Genomic DNA, 26,472 nt, shown 5'->3' with positions numbered 1-26,472 from the left:
AAATAACACAAACCTATGCAGACTCTCTTAAAATTGGCTCTCTTATAGACCCTTATCACTTTCTTGAATTTACGCAGGGTTAGCGGAACAACTTCATAGCCAAAAATAATTTGTTATTACAAATGGTGTTTCATTAAAATAAATCAAGAGTTATATCAAAATTATTCTTACACATTATCTTAAACACGTTTTTAAACATCAATCTCACCACGTTTAACAGCATCCAAAGCATTAAGTCTAGCAATTAATGTTCGTTGGTGTTCCTCATCTGGACAATTAATCCAGTCCTGTTGCGCTTGTGTAACTTGATTTTCCAATTCATGAATATTTAACCACCCATAATAATGCCACCATTGCTTTTCAAACAATCCAAAATCATTGATTTTATCGTAATTATTATGATTTATCAAGGTTAGATTGGAATGGCTGAGGATTTTTTTAGTTACCTCAATCATATTTCTCTCTTGTAAATATGAATTTATATTATCGCAATCAAGGGGGAAATCTAATAAAATTTCCCTTAACTTCGATAATTCCTCTGGCAAATCCAAACGGCAAAGTGCGTCTTCAACACTCGAAATAATCCTTGGACAATATATTAACAAAGCAATCAAAATACACATTCGTTGATATTCAACCTGATCTTTTTGCAATACAGGACGCATTAACTGTTCATTAAATTTATCTTTTTGTTTTTTTCCGTAAGGAGATTGATAATTTGATTGTTTATTTTTAGAATAGAATTGCTCATAAAACCGATCCAATAATACTTTCCGATATTCCTTAGCAAGGTTTTTATCTTTGATCTGTTCAGCAATAGACGTTAATCGCTTTCTTAACGCAGCTCTTTGTTCTGGTGAACGATTCGTCATGGCATCAACAGACAAATTATACAATATTTCACTAAGGCTTAGTTTATGACGTATAATTTCAAGAAAGGCGTTCACCCCTTTATGTTGAATGAAACTATCCGGATCCTCACCCTCCGGAAGGGTAATAAAATTCAAAGTCTGCTCTGGGGTCAAAATCGACAATGCTTCTTCAGCAGCATGCAACATTGCCTTGCGCCCTGCGCCGTCACCATCAAAGGACAAAACAGGTTGTGAACTTGCCCGCCATAATAGAGCCAATTGGTCTTGAGTTAATGCTGTTCCCAAAGGGGCAACTGCGCCATGGAACCCTGCTTGATACAAAGCAATCACATCCATATAACCTTCAACAACCAAGATAGTATTAAATAGTGGATCTATGTCTTTGCGTGAAAAAACAGATGATAAATGATTTAATCCAAATAAAATTCGACGTTTCGAAAATAACGGCGTTTCTGGGCTATTTAGGTATTTTGGCTGTCCCTCACCAATAATACGTCCACCAAAAGCAATCACACGACCACGCCGGTCACATATGGGATACATCACGCGATTAAAAAATAGCTCTCCCCCCCATTGCCCGTCCGCCTGTTTTCTTAATAGACCTGCTTCTCCGATCATCTCCAAACTATATTCTTTGGATTTTAGATGTTGGATCAGCCCTCCTCGACCATCACCCGACCAACAAAGACCAAAGTGGCGTATCGTCTGTGGCGTTATTCCACGATCCAATAAATAATCTCGCGCAATTTTGGCTTTATTGGTTTGGAATTCAGATAAGTAATATTCATGCGCTGCTGCCATCAGCTCGTATAAATTATGCTGTTGCTCCTGACGTTGCTTTTGTTGAGGAGTTTGTTCTGGAACTTCTATTCCTGCCAAAGCAGCAAGCTCTGTGACCGCTTCATTAAAGGTTCGACCTTCATTTTGCATCACAAAGGAAATAACATCCCCATGAACGCCACATCCATAACAATGAAAATGATCATCATAGATATAGAATGAAGGCGTTTTTTCCCCATGAAAAGGACAACACGCCTTCCAATGGCGACCTGATCGGGCAACTTTTACTTTTCTTGAAATTATACTATGTAAAGGAATACGTTGCCGTAATTCCTCAAGAAAACGCTGATCAAACGCCACACATCACCTTAATATATTAAGAAAATTTAGCTTTAATTAATGGACCGACTTTAGAGAAATCTAACACAGCGCCATAATGTTCTTTTAAATAAGCCATGACTTTTCCCATTTCTTTTACAGAAGAAGCTCCTGTTTTTTCAATGGCTTCATCCACAACTTTTGCAATGGCAGCATCATCTAACTGCGCAGGCAAAAATGTTTCAATGACTTGAATTTCGCTTTCCTCTTTTTCTGCCAATTCAGGACGGTCGGCTTGCTTATACATTTCCACAGATTCGCGACGAGATTTAATCATGCCTTTTAGCATCGCAATGATTTCATCTTCTCCAACCGCTTCAATTCCTTTTGGACGTGCATTAATATCCAAATCTTTTAATTTTGCACCAATCATTCTTAAGGTTGAAACTTTTTCAGCTTCTTTGGCTTTCATCGCCACTTTAAGCTCTTCTTTGAAACGCTCGCGTAAATCCACAATAACTCTCCATATAATAAACTAAAATACTGTATAGCATGACTTAATTCAGGAATAAATTTCCCAAAAGAAAAATTTTACAAATACTCTGGGAATTTTTTTCCCAATGCTTTATATATAGTATACGACATTCGTCCAGCAAAGGACATAAGGACATGATGGATATTGATACAATTATTTCTCGCCTTGGGGGGATTGAAAACGCCGCCCGCATTACAAAAGTCAGCACAGAGGCTATCCGCAAATGGAAACAAGCCCGTGCCATTCCATCCAAACATTGGACAACAATTATTCAAGAAACGGGTTTAACATTGTCTGATTTACAACCAAATGAACTTTCCGATTCTACCCCTCATACCTGTCCAACAGGTGCCAATGCCGTTCTCTTACTAGAGGACGGTACTTTTTTATGGGGGATCGGATTTGGGGCATTTTCCTCCAAAGATAATCTTTCTATTGGTGAAATTTGCTTTTCCACCAGCATGACTGGATATCAAGAAACATTGACAGATCCGTCTTTTGCTGGACAACTCATTACCTTCACCTTTCCTCACATTGGAAATGTTGGCACAAATATTGATGATAACGAAGCCAATAAAATCGTTGCCAAAGGGTTAATTGTTAAACAACCCATTACAGAACCAGCCAATTGGCGGTCAACCAGTCCTTTACAAGAATGGTTAAAACAACATCACGTTTCTGGGATTTGTGGCATTGATACGCGTACTTTAACCTTACGTATTCGTGACCAAGGGCCACAAAATGCATTATTATATTTCCCAGAAGATGGCATCTTTGATATTCCATTCTTGCAAGAACAAGTAAAAGCATGGCCTGGATTGCAAGGCATGGACTTAGCCAAAGAAGTCACTTGTGCGACATCACACCAGTGGAAAAATGGCGTTTGGCATTGGGGTGATGAGACATCACCAAAACCAAGCAAAACATATAACGTGGTTGCAATTGATTATGGAGCCAAACATAATATTTTCCGTAATCTTGTCGAAGTCGGCTGTAACCTTACCGTTGTGCCCGCCACTGCTTCTGCCGAAAAAATCCTGAGCCATAATCCTGATGGTGTTTTCTTATCCAACGGCCCTGCTGATCCTGCAGCAACTACACATTATACTGTGCCTGTCTTAAAAACATTGCTTGAAAAACGCATTCCTATTTTTGGGATTTGTCTGGGACATCAGCTTTTGGCTCACGCTTTGGGTGGCAAAACCTATAAACTGGATCAAGGGCATCGTGGTGCTAATCAACCTGTCAAAGATTTAAAAACAGGTCGCGTTGAGATTACCAGCCAAAATCACGGCTTTGCCGTTGATCCAGAAAGCCTGCCATCTGATGCGCATCCAACTCATATTAATTTATTTGATGGATCAAATGAAGGCATTGCTTCGGATAAATATCCTGCATTTTCTGTGCAATATCATCCAGAAGCCAGCCCTGGCCCAACCGATAGCCATTATTTATTCCAACGCTTTGCGGAATTAATGGACCAACACTCTCCTAACAAAAAACAATAAGGTGTTCCTATGCCTAAACGGACAGACATATCCTCTATTATGATTATTGGTGCTGGACCGATTGTGATCGGTCAGGCATGTGAATTCGATTATTCTGGTGCTCAGGCTTGTAAAGCGTTGAGAGAAGAAGGCTATCGCGTGATTTTGGTGAATTCTAACCCCGCCACGATCATGACTGATCCTGATATGGCCGATGCGACTTATATCGAGCCTATTACGCCAGAAACCGTTGAAAAAATTATTCTCAAAGAAAAACCAGATGCGATCCTGCCAACCATGGGTGGGCAAACTGCTTTGAATACAGCAATGGCGTTGGATAAATCTGGGTTCTTGGCAAAACATAATGTCGAGCTAATCGGTGCCAAAGCAGACGTGATTGATCGTGCTGAAGATCGTTTAAAATTCCGTGAAACCATGGAAAAAATTGGGATTGAAAGTCCTCGCAGCACCATTGCACATACCATTGAAGAAGCCAGAGAAGCATTAAAATTTACAGGTCTTCCCGCTGTTATTCGTCCCTCTTTTACACTTGGCGGTTCTGGCGGCGGTATTGCCTATAATAAAGACGAGTTCGAACAAATTGTAACCTCTGGTCTGGATGCATCCCCAACAACAGAAGTTCTGATCGAAGAAAGTATCTTAGGTTGGAAAGAATTCGAGATGGAAGTTGTTCGCGATACTGCGGATAATTGTATTATTATTTGTTCCATCGAAAATATTGATCCAATGGGGATTCATACAGGCGATTCAATCACCGTTGCGCCTGCTTTGACCTTAACAGACAAAGAATATCAACGCATGCGTGACGCATCAATTGCATGTTTGCGTGCGATTGGTGTGGATACTGGTGGATCAAACGTTCAGTTCGGGTTAAATCCCGTTGATGGCCGTATGGTTGTGATCGAAATGAATCCTCGCGTGTCACGCTCATCAGCACTTGCTTCCAAAGCAACAGGGTTCCCAATTGCTAAGATTGCTGCCAAGTTGGCGATTGGTTATACGCTGGACGAACTTAAAAACGATATTACCAAAACAACCCCAGCCTCTTTTGAACCTACAATCGATTATGTCGTTGTTAAGATCCCTCGTTTTACATTCGAAAAATTCCCTGGAACACCAGCGTTGCTCAGCACCAGCATGAAATCTGTTGGTGAAGCCATGGCGATTGGTCGATCTTTCCCAGAAGCCTTACAAAAAGGGCTACGTTCAATGGAAATTGGGCTTTCTGGACTTGATCCTGTTGAGATTCCTGGTGATGGAGATATTGATTCGTTCCGCGGCGCGCTTTCTCAGCCCCGCCCTAATCGTATTTTAATGGCAGCACAAGCTATTCGTGCAGGTATCTCTTTGGAAAGCATTCACGAAGCATGTCGTTTAGATCCTTGGTTCTTACGTGAGCTTGAAAAAATTATCCACGTTGAAAAAGAAATCCAAGCCAATGGATTACCCAATGATACCTATCAACTCAGAGCGATCAAAGCGCTTGGGCTCTCTGATAAACAGCTAGCACAATTTACGAATAAAACAGAAGCAGATATTGCACAACACCGTGCTAATCTTAAAGTCATGCCAGTATATAAACGGATTGATACTTGTGCTGGCGAGTTCGCTTCTTCGACTTCTTATATGTATTCCACCTATGAAGGCAGCTTCAATACACCTGTTTGTGAAAGCAACCCAACAGATCGTGAAAAAATCATTATCTTGGGTGGTGGCCCCAACCGTATTGGGCAAGGGATTGAATTCGATTATTGCTGTGTTCATGCCTCTTATGCACTCAGAGAAGCTGGCTATGAAACCATCATGGTCAATTGTAATCCTGAAACCGTTTCAACAGATTATGACACTTCCGATCGGTTATATTTTGAACCTTTAACCAATGAAGATGTGATCTCTTTAATCCGTCGTGAACAAGAAAATGGCACTGTCAAAGGCTGTATTGTTCAGTACGGTGGTCAAACCCCATTAAAACTTTCAAAAGCTCTTGAAGAAGCCAATATTCCATTACTTGGCACGCCTGCAGATGCGATTGATTTAGCTGAAGATCGTGAACGTTTCCAAGTTTTACTGAAAAAATTAGGATTACGTCAACCGTTAAACGGCATTGCGCGCAATGGTGACGAAGCAGAAGCAATCGCTGAAGAAATTGGCTATCCTGTCGTTGTGCGTCCCTCTTATGTTCTTGGTGGACGTGCGATGGAAATTGTTTATGATAAAAATAGCTTACATCGTTATTTACGTGATGTTCTGCAATCAGCAGGTATCGATGTCAGCTCTGGTCCACTATTAATCGATCAGTACCTGAGTGATGCTATTGAAACGGATGTCGATTGTCTGGCTGATGGCGAAGATGTATATGTTGCTGGTGTTATGGAACATATTGAACAAGCAGGCATCCATTCTGGCGACAGCGCTTGCTCGATCCCGCCATATACTTTGGCGCCTTCCGTCGTAACTGAGCTAAAAGCACAAACATCAACCCTCGCTAAAGCATTAGGCATTGTTGGGCTGATGAATGTTCAGTATGCTATTAAGAATAATGAAATTTTTATCTTAGAAGTTAATCCTCGTGCATCCAGAACCGTTCCTTTTGTGGCGAAAGCGACGGGTGTTCCAGTTGCTAAAATTGGGGCTCGAGTAATGGCGGGTGAGAAATTGAAATCATTCAATTTGACTGAACGTTCATCTTCGGGTCATGTGGCTGTTAAAGAAGCTGTTTTCCCATTTGCACGTTTCCCCAATGTTGACATCATCCTAGGTCCAGAAATGCGTTCAACGGGTGAAGTTATGGGTATTGATACATCTTTCGAACGCGCTTTTGCAAAATCTCAGCTTGGCGCAGGAGTTACCTTGCCTTTATCTGGCAATGTATTCCTATCTGTTCGTCATAACGATCGTGTATCTTTACCCTCAATAGGACGTAAGCTAACAGAAATGGGCTTTACAATTCTTGCAACTCGAGGAACCGCGGAAACCTTAAAGCAAGCTGGCATCGAAGCAAAGATCGTGAATAAAGTGCTTGAAGGTCGTCCCCACTGCATTGACGCCATCCTTTCAGGCGAGGTTCAACTGATTATCAACACTGTTCAAGGGGCACAAGCCACCGCGGACAGTTTCGATATTCGTCATTCTGCGTTAACCCATGCCATACCATATTATACAACAATGGCTGGGGCAATTGCTGCCGTTCATGCGATTTCTGCATTACGGGCTGGACAATTGGACGTAGCGCCTTTACAATCTTATTTTAAACATTAAGATAAATATAAGAACAACAACTATCCCTTTCGTGAAAGTTGTTGTTCTTTTAAATTTCATAAGAGATTGCTATCAATTTATCTCAAAAATGCGCTTAGCTAAAATATTTCACTAACCAAACTATTGTAATTTGAATATAATTACACAATCTAATAGCTAATTCTATTATATGTTTTTGATCTGGTAATACTAAAGGAAATCTCCATGCCTCATTTTGATAGAAAAGATCTTTCACATTTTCTTGGTAGACAATTAATTTTTACCTATGATAATGGTTGGAATTACGAACTTTATATCAAAAACGAAAATATCGTCGATTATCGCATTCATAACGGTCTTATCGGGCAACGATGGGTAAAAAGTCAACCTGTACATATTGCCAGAATTGCCACAGAAATATGTAAAATTTCTTGGACGGAACCCACAGGAACCAATGTCAGCATAATCATTAATCTAAAGGATAATTTTTACCAAGGAACCATATTTTTTCCTCGCTGGATTTTAAATCATCCCGAAAGAACTAGAGGCTTTCAAAATGACAATTTGCCTTTGATGGAATTTTATCGCGAAGCTGGACCAACCTATCCAATCGAAATTATTGATGAGTTTGCTAATATTACTTTTATTAAAGATCGCGGGATCGATAATGAAGATGTTATTAATTGTGCTGCAAATGAGTTACCAGCAGATTTTCCGAATAATTTAGTGTAATAACTAATTTCTAATCTATAAAATGATGATGCAATCATCCATTATTTTATAGATTGTATAACTCTCCAAATGTCGGATAAAAATATTTCTTGTACCAAGACAATGTGCGTATCGCTATTAAATTTTGAGCGTCTAGCCCATAAATCATTATCGGAATGCTCAAATGGTAAAAGGTCAACTGGATACTTTGTTACTTCTATAACAGAGCGATTATATTGATCTTTTTCAAATAAAATCGAACCAAGTGGGTTCGGGCCTATATTAATCAAGATATTTGTAATATTTTGATCCATATTGTTACAAAGAATAACACTACGTGCATAGACCCAAGGAATTTCTTTTCCCTTTAAAAGCACTTCCCTTACGTTTTGTTGTGATAAAGAAGATATATTTAAATATTCATATTCATCTTGTCGCAACTTTTGTGTTTTCTCGAACAAAATTTCAAGAGAAAATTGATCGTCGCTGAGTTTAATCAAACGTCTAGTCAGTGATCCTTGATCAAACAGCCAATCAACTTCTATATTCGATAGCTGCGTTGATAGTTCAGAATAAGTAGACCAATTTAACGATATCATTTTATAAAACTCACTGAACTTTGGCAATATAACTTGGCAAATCCCATGCCCCACCAAGAGTGATCATCCGACACATTCCAGAGTTACCATCATAGGTTTTTATAAAATTCTCTCCATCCCATACCCAAGACATACGAGATATACAATCACTAAGCCCTCTGCCCTTCATAAAAGAGTCAATTGTGTTATTCTTTTTAAAGTCGCCTTCCAACGTAATATCTGCCATCGTTGTGATCAATTGAGGTTTATAAGGCTGTTGTTGTTGAATAATCCAATACCCATATCCCTCATTATAGGCTGCTCGCCAACATAGACCACTAACCAATAGGCGTTTATGAGATAATACCGCAATAACTTGAGGATCAAACTTTCCTAAATCTGTATCTTCTTCAGTTAGTAACTCACAACGATCATCATCTTCGAATGTCTTGCCTACAAGAAGTTCTTTTTTCAATATATTCCAATCAATTTTGCTTTGCCATAATTTTGGTTCTTCTTTAGGAATAGGTTGTTGGTGAATAACAGGCTGAGCCAGTGCCGGTAAAACACTATCCTCTGACTTAGCGCCTTTTTTGATCAACGCAGATGGCGTTCCAACACGTCCTTGAATATCATCCATTTTTAATAAGGTCGCCGCAGCTCCGTTCCCTGACAGAACCCACTCTTTGCCCTCACCAGTAAATGTGATTGTTGATGTGCCTTTTAACGCTTTGGTTAAAGCATCTGTCTGGGTTTTATTTAATGAATGGGCTCTATCTTCTGTACTAATGACCTTACCAATTACACCATAAGAATGATTATTGATATTCAAGGTAATTATATGAGGCTCGTTAATAGTACTACCATCATCAGAAATGTCTGAAAATTTTACTTTGACTGATACATCTTGCCCTGCACCCGCCTTTCTGGTTAACAGGATACTCACACGATTTGAAGCCTCTTCAGCAGAATATCCCGCAGCACGACATGTACGAGTGTTATCGCAAACGATTTGCCAATCTTTATACTCAAAACTAGGATACGCAACTTTATCAGCATATGTTACTGAACTCAGCCCTATTCCTAAACCAACAAGCCCCACAACCATCGGATACTGCATCTTTTGTAATCCTGTTCTATAATCTATATTTTACAGATATATTTCATATTTATTGAACAATAAATAATATTTTGATAATCATTACTTCGTTTCCGTAGAAAGTTATTTATTATTATATTGATTTTCGGTATAGTATCTTCTTGTTCGTTTTTTAAAGGATAGTAAATCTTGCAAAAATTTCCAATGACGGCACAAGGGCTTCAACGTCTGGAAGAAGAGCTTCGTCGCCTTAAAGATAAAGAACGCCCTGAAATTATTCGTGCGATCGCTGAAGCACGCAGCCATGGTGATTTATCTGAAAATGCAGAATATGACGCTGCTCGTGATCGTCAATCTTTTACTGAAGGACGTATTTTAGAACTTGAGCAAATTATTTCTTCTGCACAAGTCATCGACCCCTCTACACTTTCAGGAAGCACTGTCAAATTTGGTGCTAAAGTAGTGTTGGTCGACGAAGAAACCGACAAAGAAATGACATATCAAATTGTCGGTGTTCATGAAGCAGATATCAAACAGGGGTTGCTTTCTATTTCGTCACCATTGGCAAAAGCCTTAATTGGAAAAGAAAAAGGATCAACAGTTTCCGTTCCTGCACCAGGTGGAGACCGCTCTTATGAAATCCTTGATATTACTTATGGTGCCTAGGTCTGGTTAAAAATAATGCTTTCTATCGATGATATCTATGCTGCCGCAGAACGGATCAAAGGTCGCGTCACCCGTACTCCAACCATTGCTTGTCAATCTTTGTCAAAGCGCGTGGGTGCCAATCTTACGTTAAAACTTGAAAACTTACAGTCTGTCGGTTCTTTTAAAGAACGTGGTGCTGCTAATCGTTTGGCAATGCTGACTGAAGAAGAAAAGAAACGTGGTGTAATCACCGTTTCTGCTGGTAATCATGCTCAGGGGGTTGCTCGTCATTCACAAGTAATGGGTATTGATGCCATTATCGTTATGCCAAAATTTACCCCCGTTGCAAAAGTCAATCGAACCGCTGCATGGGGCGCAAGAATTATCCTAGAAGGCGAAGATTTTGCCCAAGCCTCTTTATTCGCTGATGAATTAGCTGCCAAAGAAGGGCGTATTTTTGTTCACCCTTATGATGATCCAGCTGTTATGGCTGGGCAAGGCACAGCGGCATTAGAAATTTTTGAAGATGCTGGTGAACTTGATTATTTACTTGTTCCCGTGGGCGGTGGTGGATTAATTTCAGGGTTTGCAATTGCCGCCGCTGCGTTACGTCCATATACCAAAGTAATTGGCGTGCAAAGTGAGCAATTCTTTTCTTATTCCATGGCACAGAACAAAGATTTACCTGTTTTAGGCGGAGCCACTATTGCCGAAGGAACAGCTGTTCGGAAATTAGGACAATATCCGTTCGAAGTCATTAAAAAGCATGTGCATGATATTATCTCCGTTCCTGAACAGGCGATTGAAGATGCCATTACATTAACTGCCGAACACGCTAAACAAGTCACTGAAGGATCTGGTGCCAATGCTTTAGCTGCGATTTTGACCTATCCAGAGCGTTTCAAAAATAAGAATATTGCTTTCCCTATCAGTGGTGCTAATATTGATACACGTATCTTAGCCAACACATTGCTACGTACCCTATTACGTGAAGGGCGTTTGCTGAGATTACGGTTCTTTATTCCTGATCGTCCTGGTGTATTGGCTGATATTTCTCATATCATCGGCACAGAAATGAACGGTAATATTATCGAAGTTTCTCATCAACGTTTATTTACGACGTCCAGCGTACAATCAGCCGTACTAGAAATTATGATTGAAGCACGCAGTGCAGAACATTCTCAAGAAATTGTCGAATGTTTGCAAGCTAAATACAAAGTCGAACGAGTTTAATCATCCATCTGGATCAACAAAAAAATAGTTTATTAAGCTACTTTGTTGATCCGATTAATTTTTGATTTTACGAAAATATTTTAATTTATAATTGATTTATTATAACAAATCGCGCATAGAGCTTAGTCAGTTTTTTATTTGATTTTCTGCCCAAAAATCAATTAATAAATCTGCAAAATGCACGACGGTTAACAACTGATCCTCATTAAGGTCAGTATATTTTTCATATATTCTTGAGCAATCAATTATTTCAAAAGGAAGCGACATTATTTCAGCGCACTCCTCAATCATAAGCGATAACGTATATCCATCAGGATCTGATAAAGGAAGGATCAACGCAGGAAGAAACTCGCCTTTTGACCAAAATATACTTTTATATCGAGAACATATTTCATAAATCTTTGTGCGCCATATTTGACGATCTTGAATAGATATTCCAAAAGTTAATTTATCACGGTGCTCATCAATAATAACAGTAATAGTCTTGATAAACGATGCAATTGTTAATACTGGTTTAAGAATTCTAATAAGACTGATTATAATAAATTTTAAAAGTGCAAATGTAAAAAGTAAACATGATAAAAAAACAAAAAAAAGAAAATATTATTATCTCGATCTATAAAAAAAGTGATCGAAGCAATAATTAAACAGAATACCCCAAATGATATAGAAATATCTACTTTAGTTGTAAAAAAAAAACGACTATATGGGAAAATACTTCGTAATAAAACCGTTGATATACCCGTATCATCTGAGATATGTGCCAATATCGTATAAATTTGCTCGGAATTCAAAATATATCGACCTTTGTTTATAACAAGACCAAGCTTGATTTCCTTAGGAAAACTCTTTAGTTCATCAGAAAAATATTTTATAATTTTCTTTCAGATTTGTTCTTGAGCTTGTGAATTTATCTCGGTCATTTATTACTCATTTGATGAATCATCTGAAGCTGTCAAATTATATAATATATGCTCACCAAACAAAACAATGTTCTATTCAATATTTCGAAAACAGATTAACATTTTATATATATTTAATATTCTATAGAACGATCATGAACCTGCTCCCATTAAATCTTCTTAATTTTTTTCTGTCAGACATAAGGGATGGATTAGGGCCTTTTCTGGCTATATTTCTGCAACAACATCATTGGGAAGTTGATCAAATTGGATGGGTGATGACCATCAGTGGTCTGACAGGAATGATTGTTACCACCCCTATTAGTACCTTGGCTGATATCATCCATGCTAAACGCGCTGTTATTATTGTTTCTGCATTAGTTATTATTCTCGCGTGTTGTTTAAATTATTTTTATCCTGTTTTTTATATGACGATATCGGCACAAATTTTAGCAGCTATTGCTGGGGCTGCTATTCCGCCTGCGATTAATGCAATAACCCTAGGATTGGTTGGGCAAAAAGGATATAATCATCAGCTGGGGCGCAATGAATCTTATAATCATGGTGGCAATGCTTTTTCAGCAATGATGGCTGGGGTTTTTAGTTATTATTTCGGATTAAAAGCTGTTTTTGCCCTCATGATTGTATGGACAATATTATCTATAATAACCATTCAATTTATTCGCCCCGAAAACATTAATTATCAAGCAGCCCGAGGTCTAAGTGAAACACATAAAGATCCTCAATCTATCTTGGATTTATTAAAAAAGAGATCAATGATAGTCCTCGCAATTACCGTTGCTTTTTTTCATTTAGCAAATGCTGCTATGCTCCCCTTATTAAGCCAAGCAATGGTTGCCAGAGGCACTGCAGGCAATCCTGGAGCTTATACAGCATTAACTATTATTATTGCTCAACTTACAATGGTTCCTATGGCTTTATTAGCTGCCAAAGTCGCGCAAACAAAGGGTTATAAATCTATTTTTATCTTTGCCTTAATTGCCTTACCCGTCAGAGGATTGTTGGCTGGTTTCATCCAACATCCTTATATTTTAATCCCAGTACAAATGCTGGACGGTGTCGGTGCTGGATTAATGGGCGTTGCCGTGCCTGGTTTAACCGCTCGCATCCTTGATGGATCGGGACGGATTAATACGGGCATAGGCATTATTGTGACGGTTCAAGGAATCGGTGCAGCCTTCAGCCCCTCTATTGCTGGCATCATTGCAAAAGATTATAACTATGGCACAGCCTTTTTAGCGTTATCCATCATTGCCATCATCGGATTAAGTTTTTGGCTGATTGCAAACACATCAAAATCATTTTCAAACATATCTTAATACTTAAGAATCTTCTTTTTTAAATTTCAAAGAAATTCCATTGATACAATATCGTTCACCCGTTGGTTGAGGACCATCTGGAAAAACATGCCCTAAATGCGCTTTACATTTAGCACAGTGAACTTCTGTCCTTACCATGTGATGGCTATGATCGATTTCCGTCTCAACCGCATTATCGATAACGGTGAAAAAAGCTGGCCAACCACAACCGCTATCATATTTCATATCCCCATGAAATAATGGCGTATGACACCCTGCACAATAATAAATCCCTGAGCGCGTTTCATAATTAAGTGGGCTACTACCTGGGGGTTCTGTCCCATGATCGCGCATAACTCTTAATTGCTCAGCAGACAGATCAGAAACCCATAAAAACTCTTTTTTTGATTGGTTTGTCATTATAATATACCTTTATATTGTTCCTGATGAGAAAAATTATCATATTCACTATAAAAAACATTTCTTCATTTTATAGAAAAAATTCACAAGCAATGTCTGTTATTATGTTATAGTCATCTCCATAATATTCTTACTAGTACATTCTAACATACACATTATAAAACATTTATTTGATTTTTTACTTGTTTCAAGGAATAGGATATCAAAATGACTCAATATAAATATCGCCCAGTCATGTTAACCATTCTTGACGGGTTTGGATATAATCCAGAACGTAAAAATAATGCGATTGCAAACGCAAATACGCCTAATTTAGATTATTTATTAAAAGAATGCCCACACGCTCTACTTGAAGCAAGTGGCGAAGATGTTGGTTTGCCTGACGGTCAAATGGGTAATTCAGAAGTCGGTCATATGGGTATCGGTGCAGGTCGTATCATTATGCAAGAGTTGCCGAAAATTGGCAAAGCGGTCAAAGATGGCTCTATTCTTCAAAAACCATTAATGGTTGAGTTTATTGATACCTTAAAGAAAAATGGTGGTACTTGCCATTTGCTTGGATTATTCTCTCCTGGTGGGGTTCATGCCCATCAAGATCATGCAGTTGGTTTGGCTAAATCTTTACATGCAGCAGGCATCAAAGTTGCATTGCATATCTTTACAGATGGTAGGGATACCCCCCCTGAATCGGCTAAGGAATTTGTTACAGAAGCTTTAAGAGAACTCCCTAAAGAAGTGAAGGTTGCAACCGTTTCTGGACGCTATTACGCCATGGATCGTGATAAACGTTGGGATCGTGTACAAAAAGCTTATGACGCGCTGATCTCAGGTGAAGGTCCACATAAAGGGGATGCTTTATCAGCTATCACAGATTCTTATGATGAAAAAATTACTGATGAATTCATTTTACCAACGGTTATCAATGACTACCAAGGCATGCAAGATGGCGATGGTATTTTATCCTTTAACTTCCGTGCAGACCGTATTCGTCAATTAATGAATGCGTTCTTATTTCCTGACTTTGATGGATTTACTCGCTCCAAAATAGTTAAATTCTCCAAAGTTTTAGGAATGACGCAATATAGTGATGTTCTTACAAACTATATGGGGGTTTTATTTCCGCCAGAATCTATTGACAATGTCTTAGGTGAAGTGGTTTCTAAAGCTGGGTTAAAACAGCTTCGTTCTGCTGAAACGGAGAAATACCCTCATGTTACTTATTTCTTGAATGGCGGTCGTGAAGAACCCTTCCCTGGTGAAGATCGCATTTTGGTGAACTCACCAAAAGTTGCTACTTATGATTTACAACCAGAAATGTCTGCGCCCGAACTTACGTCTAAAATTGTAGAGGCAATAAACAGTCAAAAATACGATTTGATTGTGGTGAATTTTGCTAATCCCGATATGGTTGGGCATACAGGAATGTTGGATGCTGCGATTAAAGCTGTAGAAGCTATTGACCAAGCATTAGGTGAAGTTGTCAAAGCGATCAAACAACAAAATGGTGCGTTGATTATTACCGCAGATCACGGAAATTGTGAAATTATGGTCGATCCTGTTACAGGGGAACCCCATACACAACATACACTTGATAAAGTCCCTGTCATCCTTGCGGGTGTTTCTGGAGTGAAATTACACGACGGAAGATTAGCTGATCTGGCTCCTACTTTATTGCATTTAATGAATTTGCCTCAACCCAAAGAAATGACTGGCAAAACATTAATCTCAGAATAAAACGAGGGTTTTCTGAAAAAGACGACGCAATATCCCCTTTTTTCTTCAAAGCGGTTTTTAAAAATCGTTTTAAGGGGAAGTTGCGCCTTTTTCTTTTCCTCCGCTTTATTTTTTTTCGATGATTCTGCTGCTAAAGCAGAAAAACCAACGTCAGCAAAAGATGCCTTACAACAAGCAAAAGATGCACAAAAACGCTTACAACAACAAAAACAGCAAGCCACAACAGCATTAAAAGATTTAAAACAACAAAAAGAAAGCGCCATCAAACGAGCTGCTGAAGATCGTAAAAAAGCCGAAGCACTTAATAATGAAATGCTCAAAGCAACCCGCGCACTACAAGAAACAGAAACAAAATCAGAAAAGCTGTCAGAACAAATTGAACAATTAAAGAAACAAATGGAGATTTTAAATCAAAAGCTCCAAGATGAATCAAAACAATTTTCTAAGTTCTTACCAGTTATTGAACGTCTTTCTTTATATCCAACGGATACCCTACTTGCTGCCCCTATCAATTCGTCCCGCTCAACGCTTGGTTTATCAATCATTAAAGGCGTTTCTGCTCAGCTAGAACAAAAAGCAAAAATCATCAAACAACACAAAAAAGAACTAAATGATTTACAAGTAAAATTAGCGGATGAGACATCCAAGTTAGAAGCGTTACATAAAGAACAAGAAAAGCAACGAGACCAGCTTGCAAATGCTACAAAAGAAGCCCGAGCCATTCAACAGCGTTCTGCATCCACTGCATTCAAAGTTTCTCAAGACGCTGCTAAAGCTGCTGCAAAAGCCAATACAATCAATGATGCTATTCAAAAGATTACTGCTTCAAAAATAGCCGCTGAAAGACGTTTAAAGGCAGAAGCCCTTGCTGCAGAGCGTGCACGTAATCAAGCCAAAGCTGAAGCTGCTAAGAAAGAAATTAAAACAGTTACCCAAAGCAATGATGGACCAGGTCTTAGCACATCAAGCAGCAAAGGTGCACCTGTTGCTGGTCGTATCGTTTCCCTGTGGGGCAGCTCAACCGATACAGGGCCAGCGCAAGGAACAACCTATGCCCCACAATCAATGGCTTCCGTCCGTGCACCTTGTAGTGGACAGGTTGAATTTGCCAGTTCTTTTCGTGGATATGGTCAAATGATTATCCTAAATTGTGGAAAAAATTACCGCTTTGTTTTGGCGGGGATGGGTGCATTGAATGTTGGCGCTGGACAAAGTGTCAGCAAAGGTGTGATGATCGGACGTATGCCTGCATGGTCAGGATCATCTGGTACAGGACGCCCAACTTTATTCGTGCAGCTGCGCCGTGGGGAACGCACAATTAACCCTTCACCATTTTTATAGATCGCTTTTTTTCTATTTTTATACTAGAAAAATTATATACAAATATTACAATGACATTTTTACTTTTTATCATTTACTTTAACGCTCCCCCATAAGGGATAGATTGTCAGGAGAAAATCAGCATGAAGTTCCGTAAAGGGCTGCTTGTAGGTACTGCTTTTTTAATCGCTGGTGTTGGGCTTGGTTCCCAGCTCGGTCAATGGTCTTCTTTTTCTAATCATAGTTTAGTGGTCCAAGCGCTTGCTGAAGAAGTAAAAAAAGATCAAACTAACGCTAATAAAAGTGCCGAAACATACCGTTTATTAACCTTGTTTGGTGATGTTTTCGAACGTGTCCGCGCAAATTATGTCGAACCTGTTTCTGATCGTGATTTAATCACAAATGCCCTAAACGGAATGTTAACGGGTCTTGATCCACACAGTTCCTATATGACTGAAAAACAATATCACAATATGGAAATCCAAACCAAAGGCGAATTTGGTGGATTGGGGCTGGAAGTCCAAGAAGAAGATGGTCATATCAAAGTGGTTTCCCCTATTGATGGAACCCCTGCGGCTCGTGCTGGAATCAAAGCTGGCGACTATATTATTGCGATTGACGGAAAGAATATTGATGGAACCCCATTAAATACCGCCGTTGACAAAATGCGTGGTAAACCCAATACGCCTATTACATTGACTCTGTTGCGTTTAAAAACACCTAAGCCAATCAAAGTCACAATGACACGTGAAATTATTCATATTCAAGTCATTAAGTCGGCTTTGTATGGAAAAATTGGTTATATTCGTATTTCTCAATTCAACGAAGAAACCGAAAAAGGCATGCTGAAGGCATATGATAAACTACAAAAAGAAGCTGGCGGAAAATTGGCAGGGCTTATTATTGATCTTCGTAATGATCCCGGTGGGTTACTTGACCAAGCCATCGCTGTCAGCCGTGACTTTATCAAAGAAGGTGCTATTGTTTCAACAAAAGCCAGAGATCCAAAAGAAAATCATCGTTGGAATGCTTCAGGTAAAGATATTACCAATGGTTTGCCGATTGTCGTTTTAACGAATGGTGGTTCTGCATCAGCAAGTGAAATCGTTTCTGGTGCTTTACAAGATCACCGTAGAGCCATTATCCTTGGTGGTAAAACCTTTGGTAAAGGGTCTGTGCAATCCATTATGCCTATTCCTGGAAATGGCGCGATCCGTTTAACCATTGCACGTTATTATACGCCTTCTGGTCGTTCCATCCAAGGCTTGGGCATTACGCCTGATATTCCTGTGCAAGATAGTTATGATGAACCTGAATTCAGCATCCGTGAAGCAGATTTGAACCACGTCATTAAAAATGAAGGTGGTAACAAAGAAAAACCCGTTATTCGAAACGATCTTCCTGCAATTGCGACCTCTATTCCTAAACAGCCACCTAAAAACTGGCCCAAATATGATTACAGTAAACCTGCAACTGACTTCCAATTACAACAGGGGTTAAAGGTTGTTCGCTCTATGGCAGGTTTGCCTGTTGAAAAAGAAACACCTGTTCCTGAAATCAAACCAGACCCAGTGACACATCCGGATGTGTGGAAAAAGGACAAGCCCGCTGCAGCCACACCCAAGCCTGCGAATGAGAATAAGCCTACTGATAATAAACAGCAGGCTCCTCAGACACATCAACCTGCTGCGCATTAATTGAAAGAATATAAAGTATTATGACTGACCTTCCTTATCGTCCCAATGTTGCTGCAATCATTTTTAATCCTAAAGGGAAAATCTTTATTGCACTTCGACATGATTTAGCTAAGGAAGGGATTTGGTCATTTCCTCAAGGTGGGATTGATGCCAATGAAAATCCTTCTGAAGCGATCAAAAGAGAACTTGCTGAAGAAATTGGCACAGATCAAATTGAGATATTAGAAGAATATCCAGAATGGCTTTCTTATGACTTCCCTCCTGATGTTCTCCTTAATCCGTTAAAAGGAAAATATAAAGGGCAAACTCAGAAATGGTTCGCTGTTCGTTTTACGGGAAAAGATGAGGATATCGATCTTGATAATCATGTTGAAAAAGAATTTGATGAGTGGAAATGGATCGATATCACTGAGTTAAAGACAATTAAAACAGGATATAAATATGATATTTACATGAAAATATCAGATCATTTTAAGAAATATACGCACATATAATTTATTTATCGTACGAATTTTATAGAAAAAGACATTCCCTAAAAGAATGTCTTTTTTGTTTCTATTTTGATTTTTTCTTTCTAGCAGTATATCCATCCAATAAAAAACAAATAGGCACGAAAGCGAATGCACAAAAACCAATAATCATAAAAACGTCGTTATAAGCTAAAATTGCTACTTGTTTTTGAAAATCTTTATATAAATATGACATTGCAACATTCGTCTGCTCATGAGCGGCATAGCCTGCCTGTTGAGCAGCGGCTTTCATATGTGCAAGATATTCATTAAATGGCTGATTTAATGGACTCATTGTATGTACAATATGCGCTTGATTAATCTGTCTCATATTCGTTACCAATGCTGTGGCACCAGAAATGCATAAAGCCCCTAAAACATTTCGAACCATACTGAATAATGCAGAAGCATCGGCATTATATTTGGCAGGAATGGTCATAAAAGCAATGGTCGATAAAGGTACAAACAAAAATGCTAAGCAAGCTGTTTGAGCAATCCGAAACAACACTAAATGATTAAAATCAAGTGTTGGGGTCAAATGTGCAGAGATAAACATTGATGTCCCCATCCAGAAAAAACCAAAAGCAATGACATATCGAATTTGCACAAAATTAATTAATCGACCCACCAAAGGAATCAAAATTACAATCACAATTCCCCCTGGGGTTAAGACCAAGCCAGAAAGAAACGCTGTATAGCCAATAATTTGTTGTGAAAATTGAGGAACAATAATAGCAGAAGCATAAAGGCATCCGCCCAGCCCCGCCATTAGAATACAACTTACTGCAAAATTACGATCTTTAAAGGCACGCAAATCAACCACAGGGTCTTTGGCTTTTAATAACCAAAAGATTGCCCCAACAATTCCAACAACAGCAAAAAATGCCAACCAACAAATCGCTGTCGATCCAAACCAATCTGCATCTTCACCACGATCAACCATGACTTCCAAACAAGCCAATCCAACAGTAATCAAGGTTAATCCGATAACATCGACGCTCTCTTTACGTTTTTTTGCCCAAGGCGGATCTTCCAGTAACATTATCACCGCAAAAATCGTGATAATACCAATGGGAACATTCAGGTAAAAAACCCAACGCCAAGAATAACTGTCTGTGATCCATCCTCCTAACGAAGGCCCTAAAATAGGTGCAACAACTGTAGCCATGGCGGTTAAGCCAAAAGCTGCTCCTCTTTTTTCAGGTGGGAAAATATCTAAAATAATGGATTGCTGATTAGGTTGTAATCCACCGCCAAAAAAACCTTGCATCAACCGAAAAATAATTAACTCCCCAAGACTGCTGGCCATTCCACAAAGAAAAGAGGATAAAGTAAACATCCCAATACAAATCAGAAAATACCGTTTTCGCCCTAAAACACGTCCAAGCCATCCAGAAATTGTCAAAACCACAGCATTGGCAGCCAAATAAGAGGTCAAAGACCACGTCGCATTATCATAAGTAGTCGACAATGTGCCTGCAATATGAGGCAACGATACATTCACAATCGTTGTATCCAAAACCTCCATAAATGCAGCAAGTGTGACTACCACTGCAATTAACCATGGGTTATGCTTTGGTTTCCATGAATTACGGTCAATGCTATCATCCGTAACGACCATTTCGCTCATTTTGTATAAACCGTTGGCACAACAGATAATCCTATTGCAAGAGGAATCTTTGGATCTAATCCCTTATCAATCAAGATTTTAACGGGAACACGTTGAACAATTTTTACATAGTTCCCCGTTGCATTCTCAGGAGGGAATGCGCTAAACACGGCGCCTGTCCCTGCTTGAATAGAATCAATATGTCCTTCTAAATCAAGAAATGGATAGGCATCAACTTCAATCTTAACTTTCTGCCCAGGGCGCATATCTGTAATTTGAGTTTCTTTGTAATTGGCAACAACCCACACTTCTGGTTCTACGATCGCCAACACAGACTGACCCGTGGTGACATAATTCCCCTGTTCAATATTTCGTTTTGAAATCCAACCATCATGAGGGGCTCTGACATCTGTCCAACCTAGATTAAGCTCTGCTTGGCGTAACTTTGCTTCAGCTGCTTCCAACGCGCCTTTTTGTTCATTAATTTGGCTATTATTGGTTTGGATATTTGCTTCTACAGGTTCGGCAATTAACAGATTACCTTCTGCTTTAATAATCTCCGCCTTAGCTTGCTCGTAAGCAGCTGTTGAATTATCGATCGCTTGTTGAGTGGTAGCCGCTTTAACAATACTATGCTGCCTTGCATATTCTGTCTTAGCTTTGAAAGCCTGAGATTTAGCAATACCTAAATCGCCTTGAGCAACTTTAAGCTTGCCCGGATAATTCTTTTTTGCGACTTCTAACATATATTGCGACGCAATATATTGCCCTTGCGCTCGGATTAAATTGCCTTCTGCCTCTTTCTTAGCAGCTTCATAATCTCGAGGATCAATTTTAAATAATAGATCACCTTTATGAACAAATTGATTATCATTAACCAAAAGAGCCGTAACATATCCATTCACATGCGGGGCAATATACACAATTCGCCCGGCAGTAAATGCGTCATCTGTATCAATATCATGGCGGGTTAACCACCAATATACACCAGCACAAACAACTAAGATTAAACATATTGCTATGATTAATAATTTTTTAAAAGAACTACCTTTTTTCTTTACTGAGTTGTCGACTGCTGAAACAGATTCTTGATCTGTTTCATCCTCTGTTTGTGCCATTGATTTTCCTTTTAAAAGCAGTAATTTATTTTAATAAATAGACAATATAATTAACGATTCAAATCTTGTGTTTGCACCAGTCGTGCATATAACCCGTTATAATCCATTAATGTTTCATGATTTCCGTACTCTGCCACTAAACCATCACACATGACAACGATTAAATCAGCAGAACGCACTGTTGATAAACGGTGGGCAACAATTAACGTGGTTCTACCTTTTCGCAGCTTTGCCAATGCTTGTTGAACCATATATTCGCTTTCTGTATCCAACGCACTTGTTGCTTCATCAAGTAACAATAATCGTGGATTTCTTAACAAAGCCCTTGCCAACGCAACACGTTGCCTTTGACCGCCAGATAAAAGCTGCCCACCATATCCTACTCTGGTGTTCAAGCCTTGGGGTAAGTTATGAACAAATTGATTAATTGCTGCACCCTCTAACACCTCGTCAAGTTCAGCCTTCGTTGCATCAGATTTACCAATCAAAATATTGTCTACAATCGACATATCAAACAATAAAGGATCTTGTGGAACATATGCAATCGCAGCACGTAATTCATCCATTTTCAGATCGCGCAAATCTACGCCATCAAAAAGAATACGTCCCTTTTGCACGTCATGTAATCTTGGAATAAGCGTTAATGCTGTCGATTTTCCTGCCCCAGAAGGCCCGACTAAAGCAACCGTTAGTCCTGATGCGACGTTAAAATCTAACCCTTGCAACCCCAACTGACGGCCAGGATGAATGAAATGCACATCTTCGAATTTGATTTGTCCCTGACCTTCTGGCAAAGCGACTGTGTTTTGTTTATTTTTAATTTCGATTGGATCATCAATCATATTAAAGATACGATCCAACCCTGAAATCCCTTCTTGCATTGCTGCATTTAAGGAACCCAATGCCCGTAATGGACGAGCTGCTAGCAATAATGCCGCCACAAAACCAGAAAAGTCCCCCAGTGTCGCCCCACCCATCGCAGCGCGCCATCCAGCAAACCCAAGAACAGCAGCAACAGCCGTTCCGCCAAGGACTTCCATAATGGGATCAACTCTTGCTCTACCACTGATAATTTTTAATGTCGCGTCATAAAGCTGATCAAAGGATTGCCCCGTTCGTTCAATTTCCCGTTGTTCCATTCCATAAACACGCACTGTTCTGGATTGAGCAAATGTTTCATTTAATAAAGCTGCGGTTTTACCAATTTGCTCTTGCATATTTCCAGATGCACGGCGAACTTTTTTTCCTAGTTTTTGAATAGGAACCGCAGCAATCGGATATAATAATGCAGCAATCAAGCTAAGCTCCCAATCCATATAAAACATCGAAGCAATCAACCCAACAACGGTAATACTGTCTCCAAAAGCATTCACAACCCTTATCATAGCTTCGCGGATCGACAAAGCATCTGTGGTAAACCGTGAAGCTAATTGCGCAGGGGCTTCTTTTTCAACTTTGGCAATATCGGAATAAACTAAATGTAAAAACATCTTCTTCTGAAGACCACGGATAACAACCAGCACCAATCCTTGAATTGCTAATGTCTGACCATATTGCGATGCGGCTTTGGCAGCGGTTACCATAATCACCAATAAAGGCACTTGATACAAAATTCTGGGATCGTTATCCTTAAACATATCCAATGCACGTTTAATCACCAACGGATACAAAGCCGTCAGCCCAGCCATTATCATTGTTAACACAACAATAATTAAAATACGCTTTGGGTGCAGGCGAATTTCTTCTTTCCACAACCGCTGCATATAGGGAAAACTTGGATTATTTCCAAATAATGACGATAAAATTGTTTTTTTCTTTTGGCTTATTGGTTTTTTCAGAATAGAAGTCACTATTGATTTTCTTTAAATATAATTCAAAATATAATGATACACATCATGTTCACAAAATTGGTGATATCTATTTAAACCATTTATCACCAAAAATTAAATAATTTATATCAATCCTTTTTTCTTTGTTGTTTTTAAACCACTCTAAACACTCTTGTTGATCTCCATAACAACCATGTTGCAACCACCATTGCTTTATCTGTGACAAAGCCTCCCCCATCTCGACCCCAGGCTGGACATCATACTGAAATAAATCCTTGCCTTTGACTGGAAAAACAGGTTGCTCAATTGCCGCCAACCTCTCTCTCCATCGATCCCATTCAGATGATGGTTGATCGTTACGAAGTTGTTTCATCCAACTACAATAAATTAACAGCTCTAAATCAAATAAAGCTCGTAATTGACGTAATTGAATATCATTATCTTGGGAATGAATATTCCATGTTTTTTGTAAAGCATATAAGCGTTGCTCCTCTTGACGAGACAGGCGCAATTGTTTTGAGATAACATTACCCTCACCCGTGACCAACCCAGCAAGACGTAAGATTGGATGGTTAGGCGCGTCCATTTGTATCATTTTTGTAAAGAATGATACATCATATCCAAAAGGTAATAACGCTGACAGAACGTCATAATGATCCATCATTTGCATAATATCAGCTGTCATAGGACCTGTTAAAATACGCTTTAATTCAGACCAAACTCGTTCTGCCGAAAGATTTTTTAATAGATGTGTCGTCTGTTGAATTGCAATGACAGCATCTTCATCTAATATTTGTTTGCCGTAACGGGCATAAAACCGAAAGAAACGTAACGAACGCAGGACATCCTCCTCGATACGTTCCTTTGCGTTCCCTACAAACCGTATTTTTCCAGAAAGTAAATCTTGTTTCCCATTATAAAAATCCCAAATCTTACCTTCTCGATCACAAAACATGGCATTAATGGTAAAGTCTCGACGTGCAGCATCTTCTTCCCAACTATCCGTCCATACCACTTGAGCGTGACGACCATCGGTGACAACATCTTTTCGCAACGTTGTAATTTCATAAGGATGATGATTAATAATTGCCGTGACAGTTCCATGTGATAATCCTGTCGGGATTACAGAAATGCCTGCGTTTTTAAGGTTTTTCATAATTAGTTCGGGAGGCTCTGGGGTCGCCATATCAACATCTGCAATATTATTGCCAACTAATAGATCCCTTACAGCGCCACCAACCAAACGCGCTTGTGGTAAAGAATTCCATATGAGATTAACCTCATTCAAACAGGATAATTTTTCTAAGATAGACATAATTGAATCATTTTCCTTATTTGAAATATAGTTAATAAACGTTTTTTTATTTATAAATTGCTTTAAAATATTTTACAAAACTTGCAGTATACTCCTAGTATATTTTATACTGCAAAATGCAACTTTCTTATTCGCTATTTATTTTAATCTTAACTCCGTATAATGCACATGACCTCTTTAGAAAAAATGCCTATTGATCCTCAACTTGATGATACGCAACTTGCTGATATGATTAGCACTCATTTAACAAATGCCATCACTGAAACTAGCCGCGTCATTTATGGGCAACAAGAAGAAATAAAGCAAATTATTGCCAGCATCCTTAGTGGAGGACACGCTTTATTGGTTGGCGCCCCAGGACTTGGGAAAACAAAATTGGTCAGCACTTTGGCAACAGTCATGGGATTATCAGCGAAACGGGTTCAATTTACCCCTGATCTGATGCCTGCTGATATTACTGGAAGTGAGATTTTAGACGAAGATACACAGGGAAAACGAGGTTTTCGTTTTATTCCAGGCCCTGTTTTTTGTCAGTTATTAATGGCGGATGAAATTAACCGTGCCAGCCCCAGAACACAATCCGCATTACTACAAGCGATGCAAGAAAAATATATTTCTATTGCTGGAAAAGACTATCCTCTGCCTGCACCTTTTCATGTTTTGGCAACTCAGAACCCTATTGAACAAGAGGGTACTTATCCTTTACCCGAAGCACAATTAGATCGTTTTATGGTTCAGGTAAACCTTACCTATCCCGATCAAGCGACTGAAAAAGCAATGTTATTGGCAACAACGGGTGCTGATGAAGTCAAGGCTCAACAAATCATCACTCCAGAGATATTAATCAAAGCACAAGCGCTAATCAGACGGCTACCAATTGGTGAAAATTTAGTAGATAATATCCTTACACTTGTTCGTAACGCACGACCAGAAAGCAGCGATGATCCATTCATTCAACAAAATATTGCTTGGGGTCCAGGTTCCAGAGCGGCTCAAGCATTGATGTTATTAGTGCGTGCGCGTGCGTTGTTAAATGGACGTTTGGCTCCTAATCAAGAAGACCTTATTGCCTTGGCACCTGCTGTTTTAAGACATCGTATTGCGCTTACTTTTACGGCTAGAGCAGAAAATATACAACTTGATGATATCCTTAAAAACCTCCTCAACAAAGCAATCTAATC

22 protein-coding genes are annotated in these 26,472 nt (G+C 39.1%); 11 read left to right on the top strand and 11 right to left on the bottom strand.

The genetic code is table 11. The annotated features are described in order from the left end of the window. Positions 1–191: 191 nt before the first annotated feature. Positions 192–2,012 (bottom strand): DNA primase, encoded by a 1,821-nt coding sequence (dnaG, locus tag PQG52_RS01175; protein WP_271827518.1) that lies wholly within the window; start codon positions 2,010–2,012, stop codon positions 192–194. Positions 2,013–2,028: 16 nt separating this feature from the next. Further along, positions 2,029–2,484, bottom strand: a complete 456-nt coding sequence (locus tag PQG52_RS01170; protein WP_271800992.1) for a GatB/YqeY domain-containing protein — start codon at positions 2,482–2,484, stop codon at positions 2,029–2,031. A gap of 155 nt (positions 2,485–2,639) precedes the next feature. Here PQG52_RS01170 and carA point away from each other — a divergent pair, with 155 nt between their 5' ends. From carA to PQG52_RS01155, 3 genes are all read left to right on the top strand, one after another. Continuing rightward, complete coding sequence (gene carA / locus PQG52_RS01165) at positions 2,640–4,013, top strand: glutamine-hydrolyzing carbamoyl-phosphate synthase small subunit (protein WP_271827517.1); 1,374 nt, start codon at positions 2,640–2,642, stop codon at positions 4,011–4,013. A 9-nt stretch (positions 4,014–4,022) separates the two neighbouring features. After that, positions 4,023–7,271, top strand: coding sequence for a carbamoyl-phosphate synthase large subunit (gene carB / locus PQG52_RS01160; protein WP_271827516.1), 3,249 nt, complete (start codon positions 4,023–4,025; stop codon positions 7,269–7,271). A gap of 204 nt (positions 7,272–7,475) precedes the next feature. Beyond that, positions 7,476–7,982, top strand: a complete 507-nt coding sequence (locus PQG52_RS01155) for a phenolic acid decarboxylase (RefSeq protein WP_271827515.1) — start codon at positions 7,476–7,478, stop codon at positions 7,980–7,982. A gap of 41 nt (positions 7,983–8,023) precedes the next feature. On the opposite strand, the gene PQG52_RS01150 is transcribed toward PQG52_RS01155, so the two are convergent. Together PQG52_RS01150 and PQG52_RS01145 are read right to left on the bottom strand one after the other, a co-directional pair. Continuing rightward, on the bottom strand, positions 8,024–8,560 hold the full coding sequence (locus PQG52_RS01150; RefSeq protein ID WP_271827514.1) for a chorismate--pyruvate lyase family protein: 537 nt from the start codon (positions 8,558–8,560) through the stop codon (positions 8,024–8,026). 10 nt (positions 8,561–8,570) lie between these two features. Further along, positions 8,571–9,659: a DUF1176 domain-containing protein gene (locus PQG52_RS01145; protein WP_271827513.1), complete on the bottom strand. Its 1,089-nt coding sequence runs from the start codon at positions 9,657–9,659 to the stop codon at positions 8,571–8,573. 168 nt (positions 9,660–9,827) lie between these two features. Between PQG52_RS01145 and greA the strand changes: the two genes are divergently transcribed. Together greA and PQG52_RS01135 are read left to right on the top strand one after the other, a co-directional pair. Beyond that, positions 9,828–10,304 (top strand): transcription elongation factor GreA, encoded by a 477-nt coding sequence (gene greA, locus PQG52_RS01140; RefSeq protein ID WP_271827511.1) that lies wholly within the window; start codon positions 9,828–9,830, stop codon positions 10,302–10,304. A 15-nt stretch (positions 10,305–10,319) separates the two neighbouring features. Continuing rightward, positions 10,320–11,519 (top strand): threonine ammonia-lyase, encoded by a 1,200-nt coding sequence (locus PQG52_RS01135; protein ID WP_271789300.1) that lies wholly within the window; start codon positions 10,320–10,322, stop codon positions 11,517–11,519. Between the two features lie 126 nt (positions 11,520–11,645). Here the strand turns inward: PQG52_RS01135 and PQG52_RS01130 are convergent, their stop codons facing one another. Next, positions 11,646–11,786, bottom strand: coding sequence for a hypothetical protein (locus PQG52_RS01130; RefSeq protein ID WP_271827510.1), 141 nt, complete (start codon positions 11,784–11,786; stop codon positions 11,646–11,648). Between the two features lie 790 nt (positions 11,787–12,576). On the opposite strand from PQG52_RS01130, the gene PQG52_RS01125 reads away from it, so the two are divergent. After that, positions 12,577–13,761 carry an MFS transporter gene (locus PQG52_RS01125; RefSeq protein WP_271827509.1) on the top strand — a complete coding sequence of 395 codons (1,185 nt, stop codon included), beginning with the start codon at positions 12,577–12,579 and terminating at the stop codon, positions 13,759–13,761. A gap of 3 nt (positions 13,762–13,764) precedes the next feature. On the opposite strand, the gene msrB is transcribed toward PQG52_RS01125, so the two are convergent. Further along, positions 13,765–14,160, bottom strand: coding sequence for a peptide-methionine (R)-S-oxide reductase MsrB (msrB, locus tag PQG52_RS01120; RefSeq protein ID WP_271801000.1), 396 nt, complete (start codon positions 14,158–14,160; stop codon positions 13,765–13,767). Positions 14,161–14,367: 207 nt separating this feature from the next. Between msrB and gpmI the strand changes: the two genes are divergently transcribed. Continuing rightward, a complete protein-coding gene (gene gpmI, locus PQG52_RS01115) occupies positions 14,368–15,894 on the top strand; it encodes a 2,3-bisphosphoglycerate-independent phosphoglycerate mutase (protein ID WP_271827508.1) in 1,527 nt (508 codons plus the stop codon). Here gpmI and PQG52_RS01110 read toward each other — a convergent pair. Then, a complete protein-coding gene (locus PQG52_RS01110) occupies positions 15,852–16,214 on the bottom strand; it encodes a hypothetical protein (protein WP_271827507.1) in 363 nt (120 codons plus the stop codon). The two genes, gpmI and PQG52_RS01110, sit on opposite strands and share 43 nt — an antisense overlap. On the opposite strand from PQG52_RS01110, the gene PQG52_RS01105 reads away from it, so the two are divergent. From PQG52_RS01105 to PQG52_RS01095, 3 genes are all read left to right on the top strand, one after another. Further along, the gene (locus PQG52_RS01105; RefSeq protein WP_271827506.1) at positions 16,207–17,235 is read left to right on the top strand and encodes a murein hydrolase activator EnvC family protein; all 1,029 of its coding nucleotides are present in this window, start codon (positions 16,207–16,209) and stop codon (positions 17,233–17,235) included. The two genes, PQG52_RS01110 and PQG52_RS01105, sit on opposite strands and share 8 nt — an antisense overlap. Before the next feature lie 122 nt (positions 17,236–17,357). Then, positions 17,358–18,911, top strand: coding sequence for a S41 family peptidase (locus tag PQG52_RS01100; protein WP_271827505.1), 1,554 nt, complete (start codon positions 17,358–17,360; stop codon positions 18,909–18,911). A 20-nt stretch (positions 18,912–18,931) separates the two neighbouring features. After that, positions 18,932–19,405: an RNA pyrophosphohydrolase gene (locus PQG52_RS01095; protein WP_271789308.1), complete on the top strand. Its 474-nt coding sequence runs from the start codon at positions 18,932–18,934 to the stop codon at positions 19,403–19,405. A gap of 61 nt (positions 19,406–19,466) precedes the next feature. Here PQG52_RS01095 and PQG52_RS01090 read toward each other — a convergent pair whose 3' ends face one another. The 4 genes from PQG52_RS01090 to PQG52_RS01075 all read right to left on the bottom strand — a co-directional run bounded on the left by PQG52_RS01090 (position 19,467) and on the right by PQG52_RS01075 (position 25,291). Beyond that, positions 19,467–21,050 carry a DHA2 family efflux MFS transporter permease subunit gene (locus tag PQG52_RS01090; protein WP_271801003.1) on the bottom strand — a complete coding sequence of 528 codons (1,584 nt, stop codon included), beginning with the start codon at positions 21,048–21,050 and terminating at the stop codon, positions 19,467–19,469. After that, positions 21,047–22,147 (bottom strand): HlyD family secretion protein, encoded by a 1,101-nt coding sequence (locus PQG52_RS01085; RefSeq protein WP_271827504.1) that lies wholly within the window; start codon positions 22,145–22,147, stop codon positions 21,047–21,049. Before PQG52_RS01085 ends, PQG52_RS01090 begins: the two co-directional genes overlap by 4 nt. A 50-nt stretch (positions 22,148–22,197) precedes the next feature. Beyond that, the gene (locus PQG52_RS01080) at positions 22,198–23,910 is read right to left on the bottom strand and encodes an ABC transporter ATP-binding protein (protein ID WP_271801108.1); all 1,713 of its coding nucleotides are present in this window, start codon (positions 23,908–23,910) and stop codon (positions 22,198–22,200) included. A 154-nt stretch (positions 23,911–24,064) separates the two neighbouring features. Next, entirely contained in the window at positions 24,065–25,291 is a 1,227-nt protein-coding gene (locus PQG52_RS01075) for a CCA tRNA nucleotidyltransferase (RefSeq protein WP_271827503.1), read from the bottom strand. 168 nt (positions 25,292–25,459) lie between these two features. On the opposite strand from PQG52_RS01075, the gene PQG52_RS01070 reads away from it, so the two are divergent. Then, complete coding sequence (locus PQG52_RS01070) at positions 25,460–26,470, top strand: AAA family ATPase (protein WP_408869527.1); 1,011 nt, start codon at positions 25,460–25,462, stop codon at positions 26,468–26,470. The last annotated feature ends 2 nt before the right edge of the window (positions 26,471–26,472 follow it).

This window comes from Commensalibacter communis, from assembly GCF_947179105.1.
In the GTDB taxonomy this organism is placed as follows: Bacteria; Pseudomonadota; Alphaproteobacteria; order Acetobacterales; family Acetobacteraceae; genus Commensalibacter; species Commensalibacter communis.
Note: the sequence above shows the minus strand (reverse complement) of the source record. Positions and strands in the feature narration are given on the sequence as shown.